The 20,582-nt window shown below is 50.1% G+C and carries 18 protein-coding genes; 9 read left to right on the forward strand and 9 right to left on the reverse strand.

All coding sequences use genetic code 11. The annotated features are described in order from the left end of the window. The first annotated feature begins 1 nt into the window (after position 1). From LBW88_RS24455 to LBW88_RS24470, 4 genes are all read left to right on the forward strand, one after another. Entirely contained in the window at positions 2-811 is an 810-nt protein-coding gene (locus LBW88_RS24455; protein WP_224935247.1) for an SDR family oxidoreductase, read from the forward strand. 19 nt (positions 812-830) lie between these two features. Beyond that, entirely contained in the window at positions 831-1,982 is a 1,152-nt protein-coding gene (locus LBW88_RS24460) for a pyridoxal phosphate-dependent aminotransferase (protein ID WP_224935249.1), read from the forward strand. A gap of 43 nt (positions 1,983-2,025) precedes the next feature. After that, positions 2,026-2,631: a TetR/AcrR family transcriptional regulator gene (locus LBW88_RS24465; RefSeq protein ID WP_224935252.1), complete on the forward strand. Its 606-nt coding sequence runs from the start codon at positions 2,026-2,028 to the stop codon at positions 2,629-2,631. Between the two features lie 116 nt (positions 2,632-2,747). Then, complete coding sequence (locus LBW88_RS24470; protein ID WP_224935255.1) at positions 2,748-4,019, forward strand: Glu/Leu/Phe/Val family dehydrogenase; 1,272 nt, start codon at positions 2,748-2,750, stop codon at positions 4,017-4,019. Positions 4,020-4,360: 341 nt separating this feature from the next. Here the strand turns inward: LBW88_RS24470 and LBW88_RS24475 are convergent, their stop codons facing one another. Then, positions 4,361-4,630 carry a hypothetical protein gene (locus LBW88_RS24475; RefSeq protein WP_224935259.1) on the reverse strand — a complete coding sequence of 90 codons (270 nt, stop codon included), beginning with the start codon at positions 4,628-4,630 and terminating at the stop codon, positions 4,361-4,363. 424 nt (positions 4,631-5,054) lie between these two features. Next, a complete protein-coding gene (locus tag LBW88_RS24480) occupies positions 5,055-5,939 on the reverse strand; it encodes an alpha/beta fold hydrolase (protein ID WP_224935261.1) in 885 nt (294 codons plus the stop codon). An 85-nt stretch (positions 5,940-6,024) separates the two neighbouring features. Between LBW88_RS24480 and LBW88_RS24485 the strand changes: the two genes are divergently transcribed. After that, complete coding sequence (locus LBW88_RS24485; protein WP_224935263.1) at positions 6,025-6,381, forward strand: MerR family transcriptional regulator; 357 nt, start codon at positions 6,025-6,027, stop codon at positions 6,379-6,381. 104 nt (positions 6,382-6,485) lie between these two features. Further along, entirely contained in the window at positions 6,486-7,601 is a 1,116-nt protein-coding gene (locus LBW88_RS24490; protein WP_224935312.1) for a metallophosphoesterase, read from the forward strand. Between the two features lie 163 nt (positions 7,602-7,764). Here LBW88_RS24490 and LBW88_RS24495 read toward each other — a convergent pair whose 3' ends face one another. The 3 genes from LBW88_RS24495 to LBW88_RS24505 all read right to left on the reverse strand — a co-directional run bounded on the left by LBW88_RS24495 (position 7,765) and on the right by LBW88_RS24505 (position 9,211). Beyond that, positions 7,765-8,070, reverse strand: a complete 306-nt coding sequence (locus tag LBW88_RS24495) for a HigA family addiction module antitoxin (protein WP_224935266.1) — start codon at positions 8,068-8,070, stop codon at positions 7,765-7,767. Next, the gene (locus LBW88_RS24500) at positions 8,070-8,348 is read right to left on the reverse strand and encodes a type II toxin-antitoxin system RelE/ParE family toxin (RefSeq protein WP_045832082.1); all 279 of its coding nucleotides are present in this window, start codon (positions 8,346-8,348) and stop codon (positions 8,070-8,072) included. Before LBW88_RS24500 ends, LBW88_RS24495 begins: the two co-directional genes overlap by 1 nt. Before the next feature lie 92 nt (positions 8,349-8,440). Then, positions 8,441-9,211 (reverse strand): arylamine N-acetyltransferase family protein, encoded by a 771-nt coding sequence (locus LBW88_RS24505; RefSeq protein WP_224935269.1) that lies wholly within the window; start codon positions 9,209-9,211, stop codon positions 8,441-8,443. A gap of 96 nt (positions 9,212-9,307) precedes the next feature. Between LBW88_RS24505 and LBW88_RS24510 the strand changes: the two genes are divergently transcribed. Next, entirely contained in the window at positions 9,308-10,735 is a 1,428-nt protein-coding gene (locus LBW88_RS24510; RefSeq protein WP_224935271.1) for a PLP-dependent aminotransferase family protein, read from the forward strand. A 50-nt stretch (positions 10,736-10,785) separates the two neighbouring features. Here LBW88_RS24510 and LBW88_RS24515 read toward each other — a convergent pair whose 3' ends face one another. Together LBW88_RS24515 and LBW88_RS24520 are read right to left on the reverse strand one after the other, a co-directional pair. After that, on the reverse strand, positions 10,786-12,786 hold the full coding sequence (locus tag LBW88_RS24515) for a TonB-dependent receptor domain-containing protein (RefSeq protein WP_224935273.1): 2,001 nt from the start codon (positions 12,784-12,786) through the stop codon (positions 10,786-10,788). Positions 12,787-12,799: 13 nt separating this feature from the next. Then, a complete protein-coding gene (locus tag LBW88_RS24520; protein ID WP_224935276.1) occupies positions 12,800-13,858 on the reverse strand; it encodes a YncE family protein in 1,059 nt (352 codons plus the stop codon). Positions 13,859-14,126: 268 nt separating this feature from the next. Here LBW88_RS24520 and LBW88_RS24525 point away from each other — a divergent pair, with 268 nt between their 5' ends. Further along, positions 14,127-15,860 carry an ABC transporter ATP-binding protein gene (locus tag LBW88_RS24525; RefSeq protein ID WP_224935278.1) on the forward strand — a complete coding sequence of 578 codons (1,734 nt, stop codon included), beginning with the start codon at positions 14,127-14,129 and terminating at the stop codon, positions 15,858-15,860. Positions 15,861-15,924: 64 nt separating this feature from the next. After that, on the forward strand, positions 15,925-16,623 hold the full coding sequence (locus LBW88_RS24530; protein WP_224935280.1) for a hypothetical protein: 699 nt from the start codon (positions 15,925-15,927) through the stop codon (positions 16,621-16,623). Between the two features lie 875 nt (positions 16,624-17,498). Here the strand turns inward: LBW88_RS24530 and LBW88_RS24535 are convergent. Together LBW88_RS24535 and LBW88_RS24540 are read right to left on the reverse strand one after the other, a co-directional pair. Further along, a complete protein-coding gene (locus LBW88_RS24535; protein ID WP_224935282.1) occupies positions 17,499-18,548 on the reverse strand; it encodes an Ldh family oxidoreductase in 1,050 nt (349 codons plus the stop codon). Between the two features lie 593 nt (positions 18,549-19,141). Then, entirely contained in the window at positions 19,142-20,437 is a 1,296-nt protein-coding gene (locus LBW88_RS24540) for an MFS transporter (RefSeq protein WP_224935284.1), read from the reverse strand. Positions 20,438-20,582: the final 145 nt, after the last annotated feature.

The raw sequence follows: 20,582 nt of genomic DNA on the forward strand, positions 1-20,582 counted from the left end.
CATGGAACAGTTAACAGGAAAAGTGGTCATCATCACCGGCGCCGGCAGCGGCATTGGTAAAGCGGCTGCCGCAGGTTTTGTGCAGCGCGGCGCGCGCGTGGTGCTAGTGGGTCGCCGCAAAGCGGTGCTGGATGAGGTCGTGGCGGAACTGCGTGATCAGGGGGGTGAAGCCTGGGCTTATGCCGCTGATATCGCCAGCAAGCAAGAGGTGAATGCGCTGGTTGCCTGGACGCTGCGCGAACTGGGTGAGATCGACATTCTGGTCAACAACGCGGGCAGCGCCAGCAAGACACTCAACGCACGCTGGATCGAAGAAGAAGAATGGGATCAGGTTCAGGACGTCAACATGAAAGCCGTGTTCCTGCTGACGCAGGCGCTGCTGCCTTCAATGCTGGCGCGTAAAAACGGCACCATCATCACCGTTTCGTCACTGGCAGCGCTGCGTCCAAACCTGCTGGGTGGTGCAGCTTATGGCGCCGCGAAAGCCGCAGTGCGCAACTTTATGACTTATCTGCACAACACCTTCCGCAATGACGGCATCCGCTCGACCTGCATTCTGCCGGGGGAAACGAACACGCCGATTATGGATAACCGCGCCAATCCGCCGCTGCAAAGCATACGTGACCATATGGTGCAGCCTGAGGATGTCGCCGATGCCATCCTGCTGTGCGCCAGCCTGCCAATGCGCACGGTGATTGAAGAACTGATTGTTGCGCCGACTTTCCTGCGTGACGTTTCCGGCGATCTGGAGATCAGCCGTTGGAAAAATGCGCCCGCAGAATGCAAATCCGAGCGTTTTAACCACAACTGATCCCACAGGAAGGTGAATGATGTCTGCCAAACTTTTTATAGCGTCCGAAGCGGTACTGCGTGTCGAACGCACGTCACTGCGCGTGCAGCAGCCCGCTTCCAGCAGTGACATGGTCTCGCTGGCGATGGGAGAACCCGATTTTGATACCCCACCGCGCATCGTTCAGGCGGCGGTTGAAGCGCTGCAGCAGGGTTATACCCATTACGCCCCCCTGCTGGGCGATAAAACATTGTGCCAGGCACTGGCTGACGACGTCTCCGCACGGAGCGGCATGCCGGTCAAAAACGGTGAAGTGCTGGTCACTCACGGCGGCACCGCGGGCCTGGCTGCCGCGATCCTCTCTATCGTCAATCCAGGCGATCGCGTCGTCATTCCGGATCCGACTTATTCTCTGTATGCCGATCTGGTTAACATGGCGGGCGGAATCTGTATTCCCATGCCGTGCCGCAGCGATTTGCACTGGGATTTGGATCGTCTGGATAAGGCACTGGAGGGCGCCAAACTGTTTGTGTTCTGTAACCCAGGCAATCCCACCGGCATCGTGCACAGCCGAGAAGAGGTTGAAACGCTGGGTAAGCTGGTTAACAAACACAACAATCTGGTGATTGCGGATGAAGCCTACAGCGATCTGGTATTCACCGATCGCCCTTTCACTTCGGTATTGCAGGTGCCCGCCTTCGCTGGCCGTACGCTGTTCTGCCAGACTTTCTCGAAAAGTTACGCCATGACCGGCTGGCGCGTGGGCTATCTGGCAGGCCCGGCTGAGATGATCGCTGCCGCCGCGCGCGTCCATAATAGCGTCAACGGCTCGGTCAACAGTGCAGTGCAGCGCGCGGCACTGGTGGCGCTCACGCAGTGTCAAAACGACGTCAAACGTATGTATGATGTCTACCGTGAACGTCGCCAGTTAATGATGGAAGGTCTGTACGCCATCCCGGAGCTGTCGCTCAATGAACCCGAGGGTGCATTTTACTGCTTCCCTTCTTATTCATTGCCGATCCCGGCAATCGATATGGTCGCGCTGCTGCGTGAACAAGGCATTGCCGTCCGTCCAGGCAGTGAATTTGGTGCGGCGGGAGAGCGCCACCTGCGCCTGTCCTACGCGGCCAGTAATGAGGCGATCGTTGAAGGCGTACGTCGCCTCAAGCGTGCGCTGGCTGGTTTGAATTAAGACGTAAAACACAGGAATAAAACCCACAATGGCGGGAAGACCGATGCGCAGTGATACCGAAAGAAACCGCAAAAATCTGATTCAGGCGGGAGCCCGCTTGTTTGAGCATGCAGAGAACCCGATAAGCCTGGCGGAGATTGCCGCCGAAGCCGGCGTGTCGGTTGCCACGGCCTATCGCCAGTTTACGTCGGTCGAAGAGGTGCTGAACGCCTATCGCCAGGAAGTGGGCCAGCTATTACTCGACTTTAGCCTGAGCCAGAGCTGTACAGGCCTGCAGAAGCTGGAGAACATCAGCCGGCACTGGATCAAACTGGTGCGTGAGAACGGTGCCGCAATGGTGCCGATGCGTAACCGTCGTGGCTACCTGGAACGTTTATGGGAAGGCGCGGATTACCTGAAAGTTCAGGCTGATGCGCTACGCCCGGCATTACGCGAAGCGATGGGGGAAATGGATCTGCCGGATATTGGTGATAAAGCGATTTTCCTGTGGAACATCCTGTTCGATCCCCGCGAAATTTTCGACCTGCTGGACACCGTCGGCCTGACGGAAAGACAGGTGGGCACACAGTTGATGTCGGTGCTGATCGGCGGACTACGTGGTTTCGCTACCGCCAATGAGTTCAGTGTGGAAGCCTGCCGCACTAAGTAAATCGGGGCCGCCAGTCAGCGGCCTTTTCCCTCTTCTTTTGATGATCACAATCACTGTGAGGGGTTACTGCATCCTGAATTTGGGGCAGCGCCTGCGCGGTGCAATAAGGTGAAAAAATGACGGCACTTTCCTATGTATCAGAAGATAAACACTCTCCCTGGGCAACCTATCTGGCGCAGGTCGATCGCGTTCTGCCTTATTTAGGCGAACTGTCACGCTGGGCAGATACGCTACGCCATCCCAAGCGTGCGCTGATTGTCGATATCCCGCTGGAGATGGATGATGGTAGCGTCAGGCATTTCGAAGGCTACCGCGTGCAGCACAACCTATCGCGCGGGCCGGGTAAAGGCGGCGTGCGTTTTCACCCGGACGTCACGCTGGAAGAAGTGATGGCGCTATCTGCCTGGATGACGGTGAAATGTGCGGCGATTAATCTGCCATTTGGCGGGGCGAAAGGCGGTATCCGCGTCGATCCTCGTGAGTTATCCAAAAAGGAACTTGAACGACTGACGCGCCGCTATACCAGCGAAATTGGCAGCATTATCGGGCCACAACAGGATATTCCGGCACCGGATGTCGGCACGAATCCACAGGTGATGGCATGGATGATGGACACCTGGTCGATGAATGTCGGCATGACCAGTACCGGTGTGGTGACCGGCAAACCCATCCATCTCGGAGGTTCTCTCGGGCGCGTTAAGGCCACGGGGCGCGGTGTGTTCGTTACCGGCAAGGTCACTGCGCAGCGTATCGGCCTGGAACTGGAAAACGCGCGCGTTGCGGTGCAGGGCTTTGGTAATGTCGGCAGCGTGGCCGCCGAACTGTTTTCACAGTCTGGTGCTAAGGTTGTCACGGTGCAGGACCACAGCGCCACGCTGCATCATTCAGCCGGCATCGATATCGCAGCGCTGATTTGCTGGCAACAGCAGCACGGCAGCATCGCCGGATTTCATGGCGCAACCGCCATCAGCCACGAGGCCTTTTGGGAACAAGGTTGCGATATCCTGATCCCCGCCGCGCTGGAAGGGCAAATCACCGCAGAACGAGCGCGAAAACTGGTGTGCCGCATGGTGCTGGAAGGCGCCAACGGCCCTACGTTACCTGAGGCGGACGATATCCTGACCCAGCGCAACATCACGGTAGTGCCCGATGTGATCTGTAACGCGGGTGGCGTCACCGTCAGCTATTTCGAGTGGGTACAGGATTTCTCCAGCTTCTTCTGGAGCGAAGACGAGATTAACGCCCGACTGGACAAAATCATGGAGCAGGCGCTACTCGCGATCTGGCAAAAATCGGAACAGCTGGAAGTGAGTTTGCGAACGGCGGCTTATGCCGTAGCGTGTGAGCGGATTTTGACGGCAAGGAAGGAGCGTGGGTTGTATCCGTGAGCGGAGTACCAACATTTAAATAGCGTTGATGGAAACCGTTTTTGATCTGCTTTAAAGGGCTTCAACGCAGAGTTCTGGACGAATCCTGATAATGGATCACAGCCGTATTTACTATCCAGCTGTTTTCTACTCCCTATATATTGATAATCATTGACTGTGATTGATTTGATAACAAACGATCGGCCAGCTCAATGCCCTGAAAACCACGGAATCTATTAAAAATTTCTTATCAGCGATTCTAAACGACAAAACCGCCATGAGGCGGTTTTGTCTGAATTTGGTGTAAGGCCGGGATCAAAAGTGGTTAACTAGTCTTGAACGAGATGCCTAAAATTCTGGAATTACTCTTCCACTAAAATATTTACATGACAGAACACTTCATACTCTGACTGTCGGTCATAACGGAAAAAGCGTGAGATTACGATTCCTCTGAAAGAGCTGAGTGTCTCGTTCTCTTCTGGATTTCCACCAATTTCTACGTAATCACCTACTGAAGGGATAAACATCACCGGAGTTTCTTCACCAGAGGTCTGAATAACACTTCCTGCAGGGATCGGCGTTTCTTCACCACGTCGTTTGTACTGAAAATCGATGCTGTACGTTATTTCCAATTTTACCTCTGGATGCCATCCGTTCGAATTGCCCACGCGGACTAAACAAGCTTTGGAAGAAGATAATATCAGAGATAATATTCAGGAATAAATAGTGAAAAGTGCGAATTTTTATATGAGTTTTTTAATGTTCTCTGGTAAAGACACTTCATTAGGGTGAGCAGTAAAAGTTCTCTGTCAATTGGTAAAAAACGATGCTGCAACGTCTTATTGGTGCTAATACACATATTTATTAACAGATAACGACGGTTTACCGCTTCGCTTTATTTCAATCAGAGATCAAGCTACGCGTAAAACTGTATTCCTGATGCGTTGCGGTGCCATTGTGTGATTATTTCTACTAAAAAACAGGCTCATTTTTTTGCACTGAGCCTGCCTGTCACCAAAGTAAGTTTAATCAGAGCAACTCACATGGCTGTTCCGCTTAAAGCGCAGCAGCGAAGGCGGCTACATCGCGGTTAAAGCGTGTCGACTCCTCAATAAACGGAGCATGACCGGAGTGGCTATAAATACGCGTTTGAATAGCGGGATTCACCTGCTTCGCTCTTTTCAGCGATGCCGCAGGATTAATCAGCGCGTCATGTTCACCGTATATAAACAGTAACGGTACGCGCACGTGTTTAAGTCCTTGCGCCAATGGGATTTTCATCGACATCACCGCGCGCTGCATGGACCAGGAAGCCATTGCAGCATTCGCCAGCAGGCGTTCAAAGGTTTCGCTGTCTGGTTGCTGATAGAAGCAAAGCCGCAAGAAGGCGCGCTGGCCATCGAGATGCGTTTTTAAATCTGCCGAGATCATGTCGCGATAAACGTTGTCATGCGCGGGGATTAACGTCGGGGTAAGTTCCACCACTCCGTCAACATAGATTGCGCCACTGACTTGATGGTCACCAAATGCCGCCAGATAATTGGTCATGACCGCGCCGCCAAGCGACCATCCTACCAGCAGTGGATTTCGAGCATGGCGTTGATCAATCACCGCCTTGAGATCGTCTGCCCAACGCTTGCCATCGCTATAGGCTACTGCCTGCTGTGGTTTGTCGGAAAGTCCATGCCCGCGAAGATCGTAGGTTATCAGGCGATAGCGCTGTAGCTGCGGATCGTTGAGCTGTTTTTCCCAGTTAAGATGGCTGCCCAATAAGCCATGAATAAAAATAATAGGCAAACCTTCAGGATTGCCTGATTCCTGTACCGCGATCCGCACGCCATCGGGGGCAGTGACGGTGTAGTGCTTTTCAGCAGCAAACAGTGCGGTTGAAAATAGCATGATGAACAGTGCACACAGCGTGCGTGATAGGTGTAACAGCATAAAAAGCCTCCTTATATGAATGATTTCTGGCTATCCTGAACCCTGACACTGGTGTCAGAGTCAAGCGTCCTATTGGAGATGATTTATGCAGTTGGCGATTGGAGAAGTGGCGAAACAGTCAGGCGTCAGCGTTCGGGCAATCCGTCACTATGATCGGCACGGATTACTGACTTCAAAACGTGCCTGTAATGGGTATCGTTATTTTCCTCCGCAGGCAATAACACAGGTGCGTCAGATTCAACGGCTCATCAACATCGGTTTTAGCATTGCCGAAATCTGCTCCTTTCCTGATTGTATGCTGATGGTCGAAGGCGCGGCTTTCTGCCCTGAAACCCAGGCATTACAGCACCAGCGGTTGGAGGATATTGAGCGTCAGATTAGCGAACTGGAGTCACGGCGGACACGATTGATGGCGACGCTGACTGAGGGTATCGCGAAGTAGAACCCACATGGTGATCCCTTTAATTCGGGCATTAAAAATTTCATAACTCAAAATAATGAGTTCATTTCCGCGCTGATTCAGCGCCTAAACCAGGGAAGAGAGTGATGTTTCATCTGATATTCAGCATACCGAGTTGGTACGTTATTGCGCGATTCGTTTTTCCATTAGCCATGCCATTAGTATTAAAAATCATTCTATCTTTGGTGGTTTTACTGGCTTCTCAATATCTGTTAATTAGCCGATTTACGCCGGGCGGCATCTTCTCACCTGAAATGCCGCGCGCCGTCACCATCCTGTTCAGCTGGGCCTTTGGCACGGTGTTACTCCTCGCGTTCACCCAAATACTGCTTGATGTAGTCACAGTCATTTCTCTGCTGCTACGGCATCCGCTGCAGATGACGCCTGGCGTACGTTATGTTGCTGCACTCATCGCCATGGTGATGTCGGCGGTGGGCGTCAATCAGGCCATACGCGTGCCGCCCGTGAAAGAGGTGACGATCAAAATTGATAACCTGCCGAGCGAGTTCGAAGGCTACCAGCTGCTTCAGCTCACTGATCTGCATATCACTAAAGTGTTCAACGCCGCATGGACCGCAGCCATGGTGAAAAAGGCCATGACGCTGGACGCTGACCTGATCCTCGTAACGGGCGATGTCATAGATGGCACCCTGGAGAATCGCAGAAATGACGTGGAGCCGTTGAGAGGTTTACATGCGTCGGACGGTGTTTATGCCATCACCGGTAATCACGAGTATTTCTTTGAGCAGCAGCGCTGGACCGATCATCTTGCGACGTTAGGACTGCAACCTTTGCTCAACAGCCATACCCTCATTAAACGCGGCAACGCGGAGCTAGCGATCGCCGGTCTGCCTGATGTTTCAGCCTCCCGCAGAGAAGCTACTGGGCCGAATCTTGAGCTGGCACTGGAAGGAGTGCCCGCCAATGCACCGGTCATACTGATGGACCATCAACCGCGCAATGCGCGCCAGAACGCGACGCACAAAGTCGATCTTCAGCTTTCTGGCCATACACATGGCGGATTGATCGTCGGTTTTGATCGATTGTTTGCGAAACCCAACGCGGGCTTTGTCTCGGGACTTTATGAGGTGGATGGCATGCAACTCTATGTGAACAACGGCACCGCGCTTTGGCCGGGAATGGCAATCAGACTGGGTCGTCCCTCGGAGCTCACGCGAATTACGCTGCAGCGGAAAGAGTGAAGTCTTGAGTCATATCTTCTAAAAAAACTTTGAGAAGAATGTGCATAGCCATGAGCCTGTTATGTGAGGCTCATGGCTTGTATTGAGCCAACAAGTACTAAAAACGTTTAATCATATGGAAATCAAAAATTTTGTTGGGGCCCAAAACATCATCAAAATATGTTCAATTGGCGCCGCAGAGAGGGTCTGGTTTATAGCTGGTATTCAAAACAGAAAGATCAACGGTTCTTGCCGCTCGATCCAGGTCATAAGCCGCTTGAATACGAAGCCACATGGCGGGCGTACTACCTATGACCGCCGACAATTTGATGGCCATCTCTGGTGTTATGGCCGTCAGGCCAGAAACCATTCGTGATGCTGTAGAAGGTGCAATCGCCAAAGCACGTGCAAGCTCACGCACGCCAATATTAAGGTCTTCCATAATATCGGAAATGATTTCACCCGCGTGTGGGGGATTATGCATAGTCATCAGTGATAATCCTCATAATTAAGAATGTAAGCGTCACCATCTTTAAACTCAAAAGTAATACGCCAATTTCCCGTCACCGTGATCGACCAAATACCTTGTCTGTCACCTTTCAGAGGATGCAACCTGTAACCGCTGAGGTTCATATCCTCAATATTTTCTGCCAGATCAATCACTCGAAGCCGCGTACGTAACCGTTTCTCATGAGCGGCATTTATCTTTCGAGTCGAGCCAGTTGTGAAAAACTCCTCAAGCCCCTTATGTAGCCAAGTTTTAATCATCCTTGTATCTCACTGTTGCTTGATGTGGAACATTATAACGCATGTTCCACTCTATGCAACACTTTACATCTAGACTGTTTGATATGTCTTGCCTATGCGCGGCTGGCCAATCCAAAGCGGCTCTGCAGCACAGCATCAATTTCATCTTCCGCCAGCTGCTGCTTTTCTACACCCTCCGCCGTCACCGTTTTCAACATATCACCCAGCAGGATCATCCGTCCCTCGGGGCGATGCTGCACGATCAGCAACTTCTGCACGAAAATGGCATCGGGGTGCGTGGAGTTAAGATAGTTGGCCGGGACGAAATCAATCCACTCTTGCGGCGACAGATCAAAACCATATTGATTGCACCATTCTCCCTCCACCTTCGCCTGCAATAGATATTCGCCATGCGCATCGCGAGTAAGCTTGAATGTGTCGAAATCCTGTTTAATATCGCTATCGCGCTGATCTAAGGCGATTGGCGCACGGATGCCGTAGCTGCCGAAACCGAGATCGCACAGCCACTGACGTCCGTCGACTTCCGCCACCAGCGCCATATGGGTTTTGGGACGTCGCACCGGGTAGAACATCGGTCTTGCTGCCACAAAACGGTAGGCAATACCTAACGCTTCCAGCGACATAGCGAACAGCCCGTTCACCTCATAACAGTAGCCCCCTCGCCCCTGATGCAGAATCTTGTCGCTGATCTCTTCAGGTATCAGCGAGACAACTTTCCCTGCCTGCACATCGAGATTCTCAAACGGTACGGAGAACAATTGATGGCGCATGATGGCGTGCAGCGTGGTTGAATCGGCGGCCGCAGGACCGGTGAAATTAATGCGACGGAAATAGCGGGAAAGATCGAAGTTATCGCAATGCATAGTGCCTCCTTGTCTGGTTCATGCTCGACACTATAGATGGCACTCATCATCGTCTGTATAGTCAGATTTATCGAAAATCAGACTGTACAGATCGACATGTCCGCCCTGCCATTATCGTCCCCACATTACCGCCGCATTGCTGAGAGTCTGCGACACACCCTTGCCTCTGGCGTGCTGCGACCTGGCGATCGTATGATCTCCGCACGCAAATTGGCCGAACGCGAACAGGTTAGTCTGCCAACAGCCTTAGAAGCACTGCGTTGTCTGGAAGCGGAAGGATTGATTATTGCGCGTCCGCGCTCGGGCTACTTCGTCAGTCCGCGAAACACCGAACGGCAAATACCACCTGCGCCTGCTCTGTCGGGCCCTGTACCCGTGACTCTGGCAGCCGTTGCGCGTTCACTGTTCAGCAGCGCGGAAACCCGTTTGATACCGCTCGGCGCGGCGCTGCCCGATCCCAACTGGTTGCCGACGGAGGCACTGCAGCGAGCGCTACAAGCGGCAGCTCGTCGTCTGGATGCGCATGGCCAAAGCTACAGCCTGCCACCGGGCCGGGCCGATCTGCGCAATAAGATTGCCACACGTGCCGCGCAATGGGGCGCACGGTTTGGTGCGGACAACCTTGTCATTACCGCTGGGGCAACCCAGGCGCTGCGTCTGGCACTGCGCGCCGTGTGCCAGCCAGGCGATGCCGTCGCGATTGAGCAACCCGCCTACTTCGGCACGCTCCTGCTGCTGGAAGATTTAGGCCTGAAGGCACTGCAAATCCCCACCGATGCCACTGAAGGATTAATGCTGGCACCGCTCGCAGACGCCATTAAACAGCATCAACCCGCTGCCGTGCTGGCCTCGCCAACCGTGCAAAACCCGCTGGGTGCCAGTATGCCGGTCACGCGTAAGCAGGAGCTTGTGGCGTTACTTGAACGTGCAGGCATCCCGTTGATTGAGGACGATGTGTATGGCGATCTCGCTGGCGAAGGACAGCGTCCTCCTGCCTGCAAGGCCTTTGATCAGAGTGGCAATGTGATTTACTGCAGTTCACTGTCCAAGACGCTCGCGCCCGGCTGGCGCATAGGCTGGATTGCCGCTGGCCGCTATCACACCCAGGTTTTGCAGGCGCGCATGGCGGGCGATTGGGCGGGCACGCCGTTGCTTGAAGCCGCCACCAGCGACGTACTGGCCAGTGGAGACTACGATCGGCACCTGCGACGTTTGAAGGTTCGCGTTGCAGAAGGTGTGCGAGCCGTCATCGCAAGGGTTGAAGCGCGCTTCCCGCCTGGCACGCGCGTTACTCCACCGGAAGCCGGCTTTTTGCTGTGGGTTAAACTTCCGCCACAGATCAATGCGCTGGAAGTGCACTGTCGCGCACTGGCGCTGGGTATTGGGGTTAGCCCGGGACCGCTGTTTTCACCTGAAGCGGCGTTACAGAATTTCCTGCGCTTAAATTGCGCGAACCAGCCAACGGCACAGCTGCTGAATGCTGTGGACCAGATCGGGGCGATTTGTCACGCATTGATGGCCTGAATTTTATATGGCGCATCAGAAAAAAGCCGGGCCTTTTGGCCCGGCTCATATCAGAACTCGACGCGAGCCCCTAAGTTATAACGTCTACCTTCCAGCATCGCCGACTGGTTGTAGGACGTTTTATAAATCGGGTTTGCATCGAACAGGTTATAAATACCCGCCATCAACGTAATATTTTTATTCAAATGATAGCGCGCACCCAGATCAACCAATGCATAAGCTTCGGTAGAGCTGGACTTGCCAATGTCCGGAGAGTTACTGCGCCAGCTTGTCTGCGTCCACAACTCCAGATCGTTCATTGCCATCCAGTTCACCGAGAGATTGGCCATGCTGGTCGGGAAGTCACTCAACGCATATCCCTTGTACTCACCGCTTTTCTGCTCACTGTGGGTATAAGTGTAATTGGCGTTCACCTTCAGGTTTGATGTGACCTGCCAGTCACCGTTCAGCTCTAACCCATAGATCTCAGCATCGCTGACGTTGAAAAATTGCGAGACGCTCTCGGCAACGTAGCCATTGTAAACGCACTGCTGCGTGGCCGACTGGGTACAGATGGTGTAATCGCTGATCTTATCTTTGAATTTTGTGTGGAAGACGGTGGCATCCAACGCCAGGGCATCTTGCTGCCAGTAAAGCCCTAACTCGGTATTGATACTCTTCTCGGGTTTGAGTTCATCATTGCCGATACCAATAGAAGAGTATGGATATGCGCCATATACGCTGGTAAAGCCTGCATTGTTTTCACGCAAATCCGGCTTTTTATAACCCGCTGAAACGCCCCCTTTAAGCGACCAGTTTTCATTCAGTGTCCAGTTGCCATAAAGTTTAGGCGTGACGTGGTAACCGAAGTAACTGTCATGATCCAGACGAGCAGAGGTTGTCAGCGTAAAGTCAGGGACGATCATCCATGCGTCTTCTGCGAATAATGCCCAGCCATTACGGGATATTTTGCTGACTGGTGTGACGCCGGGCGCCACCTTATCCTCGACATCAAAGGTGTCATTCAGCTCATTACGGGTGAAGTTCGCCCCCAGCGTGAGTTTGTGATCGCCTAGCGAAAAGGTATTCGCGCTGTTCGCTTCAAAGTTACGCTGCTCAATGAACTGAGGTGACATCTCAGGAACACGATACTCCGTGCGGGCCTTTTCATAACTGATGAAGTTTTTCGCCTCGATCATGTCGTTGGCATACCAGGCATGCTGCGAGAGCGAAGCTGCATCGCGATCAAAGCCCCAGTACCATGGACTGGCTGCTCTGTGGGTTTTTTCCTGATGCCCGCGAGAGGCACTCAGATCCCAGAGTTGGGTGTCGGTTGGAGACATTGAAACCGTGGCATCAAGATTCCCAGACTGATGCTTTACAAAGCGTTCATCGCTTTGGCTGTCATCATCACGGCGATCAAGATAGTCAGCACCCACACTCACACCCAGTTTGCCTGGAATAATCGGCCCCATAACGAATGCATTAGTCTGATTGGTATTACCGTACTCACTCTTTTCCTGCAGGAAGTAATTATCCTCCAGTACTCCTGTCCATTTATCGAGGTTATATGCTTTTTTAGTAATGACGTTGACGACACCACCAATCGAATCGGAGCCATAGAGTGAGGACATCGGCCCGCGAATCACCTCAATACGCTCAATCGCCGCCAGCGGTGGCATAAAGGCAGCTTCGGTTCCGATGTGATGGCCGTAAGGACGTGACTCACGGGTGGCCTGCTTAATCCCGTTTACCATGTAAGAGGTATAGGTCGAGTCCATCCCGCGCATCTGAATATCACCGGTTGCCAGGCTGCCGTGTCCATTGCCGACCAGTACACCCGGGATTTCGCGTAGCGCTTCCGTGACATTCTGATTAGATCGGGTGTTTAACTCCTTCTCACCGACCACTGAAATACTCGCCGATGCGTCCCGTCGTTCCTGACTGAAGCCAGAAGCGGTCACAACAAGATCGTTCTCGTTATTCGAGGTGTTGTCCTGGGCATAGCCGACAACGGGGAGATGGCTCAGGGCGAGCGCAATCGCCACGGCCAGGCGTGTTTGATTTTTCACAGCAAAATCCCTATTAAAGTTGGTCTAAATCGATCTTAAGGACGTAATCATCTTTATTGGTTTTTTCGTCCTGCTTCACACTGACGTAAAGCGTGCTGGCATCGGGTGAAAGCACCATGCTGTTGGGCATGGCAGAGGTGTCAATGGTGTGCTTCACGCGATAAGTACTGGCGTCAATGATGCTAATTTGACGCGCGTTGCGATGGGTGACATAGATTTCACTGCGGGCGGCATTGTAGACCACCGCAATAGAGTTGGGTGTGGGTATACGGTGCAGGAGCTTACCGGAATCCAGCTGAACCACCAGCGCGTCACGCGTGTTGGTGTCCGCAATATAGCCCAGCCCCTCACGTGTATTGAGGGCGATATTCAGGAAGTAATGATTGGTTTCTGCAGGGTCGACTTTCACCGTGGAAATGAGACTGGAAGATACGCCATCCAATGTCATGATCTCGCCTTTTCCGGTCACGGCATAAACTTTATTACCCGCTTCATCGACTGCAAAGCCAACCGGCTCCATGTTATCGAGCGTTTTAATAACCTGTTGTTTTTGCGTATCGACAACCCACAGCAACCCTTTGTCTTTCCCACCTATACCCGAGACATATAGACGGTGATGTTTTTTATCCAGAACGACTTCACGCACATGGGCTTTTTTTTCCGGAACGGCATCATCGCTTAACTGCAGCGTGCGGACTTCTTTTCCGGTACGACTATCCAGCAGGGTGACGGAACCATCCAGCGCGTTACCGAGATACAGGATATGGCTCTCTTCATCGAGTGCCACGGAAAAAACACGACGATTTGTGGGGATTTTCTTATCAATCCGCAACGTATCGGCAGCCAGTTCAAACACAATCCCCGCCCTTTTATCCTCGTTAAATGAGGGCGATGAAGCGGCGAAGAGGGCGTTACGCTCCTTCACATAGGCCATTTCATAAACACCATGGCCTAAAGGATGCGTCTTAAAATCCATTTCATTCATAGCCTTAGCCATCCCGGAGGAAGATAACAGCAGTTGCGAGACTGCGAGGGAGAGTAGAGTACGCTTTGTAATTTTTTTGATAAGCATGAGATATTTATTTACAGTTAATTACACGAAGAGGAATGATAATCACTATCAGTATCGTTATCAATAAAGAATATTAACCGATCGCTGAATCTGCTTAACTGCTGTTGTCTGGCAACTGAACACGGCACGGAAGGCATGGCTAGCGTATGGTTAAGGTCTGTTTCAAGCACCTGGGATGGGAAAATGATGGACGAGGGTTGTATACCGGGAACTGTTTAGTACCAAAATTTAATGAAACTTCTGGCTTGAAAATAACAAGGAAGACGCTATGTTGCGCCGATTTTTTAATTACTACCTTCCCTACAAACGTCTATTTTTGCTGGACTTTGGTTGCGCCATTGTCGCCGGGTTGCTGGAACTCTCCTTTCCCATGGCAGTCAGGATGTTTATTGATAAATTACTCCCTGCGCAAAACTGGGAACTCATCCTTCTTGCCTCATTGGCATTATTAGCCATCTATCTGATTAACACGGGTCTGATGGCCATCGTGAATTACTGGGGGCATGCATTAGGCGTTGGTATTGAAACGGATATGCGCCGGGAAGCTTTTGAACACCTGCAAACCCTTTCGCTGCGTTATTACGATAATACGAAAACCGGTCATATCATTACGCATGTGACCAAGGACCTTGAAGAAGTCGGCGAGATAGCCCATCACGGTCCGGAAGATCTGTTCCTTGCCGTGATGACCTTTATCGGCGCATTTATTCTGATGGCCAATATTCATCTCAACCTGGCATTGATCACGCTGGTTCTCGTGCCCGGCATGGTCTGGCTGGTCAGTCGTTACGGACGGCAGATGACCCAAACATGGCAAAATCTCTTCCATCAGGTGGGTAATTTTAATACCCGCATTGAGGAAAGCATCGGGGGGATTCGCGTCGTCAAAGCTTTTGCCAACGAACAGCAGGAAACCCGACTGTTTGCCAAAGATAATGCGCTCTATAAAAAGACCAAACTGCGCGCTTACCGGATTATGACCACCAGCATGACCTTAAGCTACCTCTCAACGCGCTTAACCCAATTGGTCATCATGGTGGCTGGAACGGCTTATGTGCTGCGAGGCGAGTTGAGCTATGGCGGTTTTGTCGGCTTTCTTTTGCTCACCGAGGTCTTCTTCCGCCCGGTCGAAAAAATCTCTGCGGTGCTGGAAAGCTATCCAAAAGGGATCGCGGGGTTTCGTCGTTTCACCAACCTGATCGATACCCTGCCTGATATTGTTGATCGACCCGATGCCCAAGACGTTACGGCCCTCAAGGGAGATATCGTTTTTGATCATGTCACTTTCGGTTATAGCCACACTCCGGTTCTGAAAGACATCACGCTGACGATCAAACCCGGGGAAACGGTGGCATTTGTAGGCCCAAGTGGAGCAGGAAAAACAACGCTTTGTGCACTGACCCCACGATTCTACGATGTACAGGATGGCGCCATTCGTATTGATGGCGTTGATGTGCGTGATTACCAGCAACGTGCACTGAGAAATCAGATAGGGATTGTACAACAGGATGTCTTTCTGTTTGGCGGCACCATTCGCGAAAATATTGCGTATGGCAAACTGGACGCCAGTGAAGATGAAATCTGGCAAGCCGCGAAGCTTGCCCGTCTCGATAGTCTGATACAAAGCCTGCCTGACGGATTAGATACTGTCGTGGGTGAACGTGGGGTGAAACTCTCTGGAGGTCAAAAACAGCGTCTGTCGATTGCCCGCGTGTTCCTGCGTAATCCCCCTATTTTGATCCTTGATGAGGCCACCTCGGCGCTGGACACGGCCACCGAGCAATCCATACAGCAATCACTGAATGAGCTTTCGCAAGGCCGCACTTCACTGATCATCGCTCACCGTCTATCGACCATACAACATGCTGACCGCATTGTGGTGGTGGGTGATCAGCAGATTCTGGAGGAAGGTAGCCACGACGTGTTAATGGCTAAGCAAGGTGTCTACGCTTCGCTTTATCAGGCACACCTGGCGGGAAAATCGCTGCCGGCTAACGCATAAAATGAGAAGGAAATAACACAGACATCAATATCATAAGCGCGCTAATTATCATGAAGAGATTTCCATGCGCGAACAGATTAAACTTTTGAGCCGCCAATGTGCGGCTATTTTATTTTTTGCCATTTTTATAACCCTGATGATGTCGTCGGTCTATATAGACGTAAACTGGATGCATAACGCTCTGCATGAATCATCAATAATTGAACTTGCTCAGGAAGTGATGCTGGTTTTAATTGCAGGCGGATTTTTTATATCGCCGTCACGCCGTCCTGAACTACGCGGTGCGCTTATTCTCATCGGCGGTTTTTACACATGTATGTTAATCAGGGAACTCGATTTTATCTTCGATATGATATTTCATGGCAGCTGGGTCATTTTTGCGCTGCTGACAGCATTGGCAAGCCTGGCAACTGCAATGAAAGCGCCTGAAAGCATTCTTTCAGGATTGGTCAGTTTTACCGGGCACAAAACCTGGCTGATGACAGCTACGGGATTATTAATCGTGCTGGTATTTTCCCGGTTATTTGGTATGCATCAACTGTGGCAAAATCTTATGCTGGACGGCTATAACCGCGTGGTAAAAAACATGGCGGAAGAAGGTACAGAGCTATTGGGTTACAGCATTTGCCTCCTGGCATCTGCCAACTACTTATGGTCGACGCGACCCGCTGTAGTGCATGAGAAAATAAGTGATGACCATACTTACCGCGACCATGCGCAACCGCCATTTCGTCACTTAACGGACGTACGGCTCCCGCAATAAAGCTAATCAGGTTAATCGGTGCGCACCCATGCGCACCTCACGATAATCACGTTTATCCAAGTGGATTTCGCCTGATGGTGAAACGAACATGGGTCAGGGCTTAAAGAGTAATCACTAATTTTGGGTCAGGGTTCAATCTCGAATGGCCTGGTATAATCGAAGTAACCGTTATAACAATCTAAATAAACATGCGCAGAGTAGTGCCCTTTTTCCCCAAATACCTTCAATTCACCTGACCAACTGTTGTCGGAAAACGTTGGGTTTGTCTCAAACCGAATGCTGGACAATCCAATCGAATCCATTTCTTCACCCTCAGCGGCCGTTCTGAACCATGACTTGATGAAACTGGTTTTGATTTGTGAGTCAGTCAGTTTTATACATTCCTGCTGATATTATTTACTTGCCGGAATAGCCCTGTTAAATGCCATCAGTATGAAAAGTGCCACCAGTGTGAGTAAAACACCGATTAAGATCATGGATGTGGGGTAAAGCAACTTTTTCATGTTCACGAAATCCTTGTGAGCTTAAAGAGCACATTATTTAATATTAGGGTCAATAAAATTTCGTTCTACTTATGATTTATATTCTTACTTTTTAAAGGGTCTTTAACCCATTTGATATCTTTTAGGTGACTTATTTTAGCAACGTAGTCGAGGTTTGGCGATACACCAGGTTTTGAAATAGTATAAATAATAGCTAAAAATTCAGATTGTAATTATCTTAGATCAATATGAACAAATTACCTATTTTCGCCAGCCAACAGTTATTTTAATCATAGTTTAAAGCTGCTGATGACCTTCAAGCCATCAGCATGCCTGAAACTCATTGAATTTAAAAAGCGTTGACTCCTCAGCTTTCCTGCCTCTGCAGAAAATTTAGTCAGTTGTAAGAGGTTGAAGGTTAAATGGATGTCCGGTGATTTCCCCGGCTTTTCTTAATTCGGCCACAATGCTGGCTGCTACAGGAATGCCGAACTCACGCCGTTTTTGTTCACATTCATTAGCACGCTGGCCAGGATAACGCGACGCTTGACCAGACGCCTGAAGATAGGTATCAAGCCAATTACGCATATGCTCATCAAATGATTGTTGACCAATCAGCAAAGCTGGGTTGATGACCAGAATAAAGGCGCTGACATTACCTGCGCTGCTTGTTGCGCTATGCTGGGCAGCACTTGCAGCTGTGGCTGAAGCGGTCAAACTCCCCGCAAGCACTTGAACCATCATTGCAAGACCAATGCCCTTATGTCCGGCCACAGGTAGCATCGCTCCCTGCAGTGCCATCTGTGGGTCAGATGTGATTGCGCCGTCAGGACCTGTTGCCCAGTCGTCTGGGATACGTTCCTGACCATCCTTGATCGCCTGCAGCACATTACCCCGCGCAACAACACTGGTTGCCATATCAAATACCAGTGGCGCTTTTCCTTGCAACGGTGCGGCAAACGCGATGGGGTTGTTACCAATCGCAGGTTTCCCTGCTCCCATGAGCGCCATTAAGGGAGGGGTTTCCTGACAAATAACGGCAATCATTCCTTCATCAGCCGCTTCTAGTGCAAACTGTCCTAACGCTGCCAAATGGCCACTTCGACGTAGTAGAAGTGTCGTTACCGGATGAGTGTGAGCATGTTTCACGGCAAGTGATATTGCCGTGCTGGCTACGGATTGTCCAAGCCCTCCATCACCGTCAAACCAAATGACATTATCCCTAATTTCGTGGGTGAAATGAGGTTGTGCATTGATCTCACCTTGCTGCATTTTTTCGAGATAGGTCAGCACACGGGAAACGCCGTGGGTGTCTATTCCGCGTAGACTTGTCCTCACCAAAACTCGCGCAGTCTCTTCAGCATCTTGAGGGCGCGCACCAGCAGCAATATAAAGTTGGCCAATCCAGTGTTGCAGGCCTTCAGGGGAAAAATAAGATGTCATGAAATCACTCCCAGTGATTAACAATAGATATCGTTAAAAATACACAAACTGACTGCTGATAGTTTCTTCACCCTTAAGCGAACGGTGCCCGCTCCCATCTTCAACAGCAAAAGAGCCAGCTTTCTTAAGCAGTTTGTTTAGCATTTTTAAATGCTTCTAATGGTTAATTTTAGTTAGAAGTTAAAATCCGTAGTCGCGGTTTTTAAACGTTTTTGCTTTAAAGCGTTCAGGACATAAATCCAGATATCATCTTTACAGACACCTCAATGGGAAAGCTGCTGAATTTTTATACTGTAAGGGAGAAGAAAATAACGCAAAATAATCAAATCATTATTCATCATGGCATAAAACTCATCTCAAACCTTCTCAAAAAGATTAACATTTTCAGCCTGAAGAATTCAGTCCAGTTTTCTTGCCTCACTAACAGAGGGTTTGATATCTTTCAATTAGATTCCATTGATATTTTAGTCAAAAGTGATGGAACTATGCTTGAGTGAAATTTTAAGTCATGGAGTTGGATATTATTTTTTCGACCCACCAATATCATTTTTAGCAGTGCATCTCAGGCAGCCTTAAGATGCACTCCTTAAAACTTATGCAAGTGATTTTTTTAATGACTGATTCTTTTTGTTGATCTGAATCGAGAGTGTCAGGATTGCTGAAATTAACAGCATCCCTGCGACACAGTACATCGCGAGAGAAAAGCTTCCCGTGTTTTCCTTAATCCAGCCAATAATGGCTGGACCTGCAAATCCACCCAGATTACCAATAGAATTGATGGCAGCTAACCCTGCTGCTGCTGCTGGCCCTTTCAAAAATAGAGAGGGAATACTCCAAAGAGGAGGTTTACAAGACGATATTCCAACACTCGCTATGATGAGAGCTACAAGGGCTAAGGACAGCGAATGGGCTAAACCAGCGATGAGAAAACCAACGCACGCCAGTAAACAAGCTAAGACAACATGCCAGATTCTTTCGTGGGTTTTATCTGAATGCTTTGCCCATGAAATCATTGCCACGATTGATAACGCAGCGGGTACCGCATTGATAAAACCTGTCTGAAGAGTTGTTAAGCCAAATGATTTTAGAAATTGTGGAGACCAGATGTTGAGCGAGTAAAGTCCTGCTGAAGTGCCAAAATAGACAATCGCCAGAGTGAGCACTCTGACATCGGACAATCCTTTCCAGATGCTGGTTTTTGCCGTCTGATCTTTATTACTACTTTCCTTTTCTAACGTGCTAATCAACCAGGAGGTTTGATCCTGACTTAACCAATTGTTCTTTTTCGGGCTGTCATTCAGATAAAAAAAGGTAAATATACCCAATAAGATGGCCGCAATCGCATCCAGCATGAACATGAGCTGCCATCCTTTCAGTCCGAACGCACCATTAGTACTCAGAATAGCAGCAGCAAGTGGAGATCCTAGCATGGCAGATATGGGTGCTGCGGCCATGAACAAAGCAATCACCTGTGCACGACGTTTCACAGGAAACCATGTACTGAGATAGAGTATGATCCCTGAGAAAAATCCCGCCTCTGCAACACCGAGGAGAAAACGAAGGATATAAAATCCAGTGGCAGTTTTCACAAACATCATGAACGCGGCAATAATTCCCCAGCTGATCATAATTCTGGCCAACCAAATCCTTGGACCGACTTTCTGTAAGATAATATTAGAGGGTACATCAGTGATAAAGTATCCCACAAAAAACAAACCAGCTCCCAAACCAAAAACTGAGGAAGTAAATCCTAAATCCTGATTCATGGTTAAAGCTGCGAAGCCTATATTAATACGATCAAAAAAGGCAATAAAATAAGCAAACATCACAAATGGTACGATTTTTATTGTTATTTTCCTTAGCGTTTCACTTTCAATTTCATCATTCATTTTGGTTAGCCTTGTGTTTGAGTCGGTATCCGTTCATCGGGCCAATACTTACAGCTCACAAAACTATAATAAATAGACTCATCACAATCATTGCCCTTTGGTTATATAAATAAATTAAATAATTAAAGGGTGCGGAAATTCATAT

This window comes from Pantoea sp. alder81, assembly GCF_020179835.1.
GTDB lineage: Bacteria > Pseudomonadota > Gammaproteobacteria > Enterobacterales > Enterobacteriaceae > Pantoea.

Bases quoted from the DNA above. Each gene is read 5' to 3' on its own strand.
- LBW88_RS24455 (WP_224935247.1), top strand. From the start codon at position 2: ATGGAACAGTTAACAGGAAAAGTGGTCATCATCACCGGCGCCGGCAGC.
- LBW88_RS24460 (WP_224935249.1), top strand. From the start codon at position 831: ATGTCTGCCAAACTTTTTATAGCGTCCGAAGCGGTACTGCGTGTCGAA.
- LBW88_RS24465 (WP_224935252.1), top strand. From the start codon at position 2,026: ATGCGCAGTGATACCGAAAGAAACCGCAAAAATCTGATTCAGGCGGGA.
- LBW88_RS24470 (WP_224935255.1), top strand. From the start codon at position 2,748: ATGACGGCACTTTCCTATGTATCAGAAGATAAACACTCTCCCTGGGCA.
- LBW88_RS24480 (WP_224935261.1), bottom strand. From the start codon at position 5,939: ATGCTGTTACACCTATCACGCACGCTGTGTGCACTGTTCATCATGCTA.
- LBW88_RS24485 (WP_224935263.1), top strand. From the start codon at position 6,025: ATGCAGTTGGCGATTGGAGAAGTGGCGAAACAGTCAGGCGTCAGCGTT.
- LBW88_RS24490 (WP_224935312.1), top strand. From the start codon at position 6,486: ATGTTTCATCTGATATTCAGCATACCGAGTTGGTACGTTATTGCGCGA.
- LBW88_RS24495 (WP_224935266.1), bottom strand. From the start codon at position 8,070: ATGACTATGCATAATCCCCCACACGCGGGTGAAATCATTTCCGATATT.
- LBW88_RS24500 (WP_045832082.1), bottom strand. From the start codon at position 8,348: ATGATTAAAACTTGGCTACATAAGGGGCTTGAGGAGTTTTTCACAACT.
- LBW88_RS24505 (WP_224935269.1), bottom strand. From the start codon at position 9,211: ATGCATTGCGATAACTTCGATCTTTCCCGCTATTTCCGTCGCATTAAT.
- LBW88_RS24510 (WP_224935271.1), top strand. From the start codon at position 9,308: ATGTCCGCCCTGCCATTATCGTCCCCACATTACCGCCGCATTGCTGAG.
- LBW88_RS24520 (WP_224935276.1), bottom strand. From the start codon at position 13,858: ATGCTTATCAAAAAAATTACAAAGCGTACTCTACTCTCCCTCGCAGTC.
- LBW88_RS24525 (WP_224935278.1), top strand. From the start codon at position 14,127: ATGTTGCGCCGATTTTTTAATTACTACCTTCCCTACAAACGTCTATTT.
- LBW88_RS24530 (WP_224935280.1), top strand. From the start codon at position 15,925: ATGCGCGAACAGATTAAACTTTTGAGCCGCCAATGTGCGGCTATTTTA.
- LBW88_RS24535 (WP_224935282.1), bottom strand. From the start codon at position 18,548: ATGACATCTTATTTTTCCCCTGAAGGCCTGCAACACTGGATTGGCCAA.
- LBW88_RS24540 (WP_224935284.1), bottom strand. From the start codon at position 20,437: ATGAATGATGAAATTGAAAGTGAAACGCTAAGGAAAATAACAATAAAA.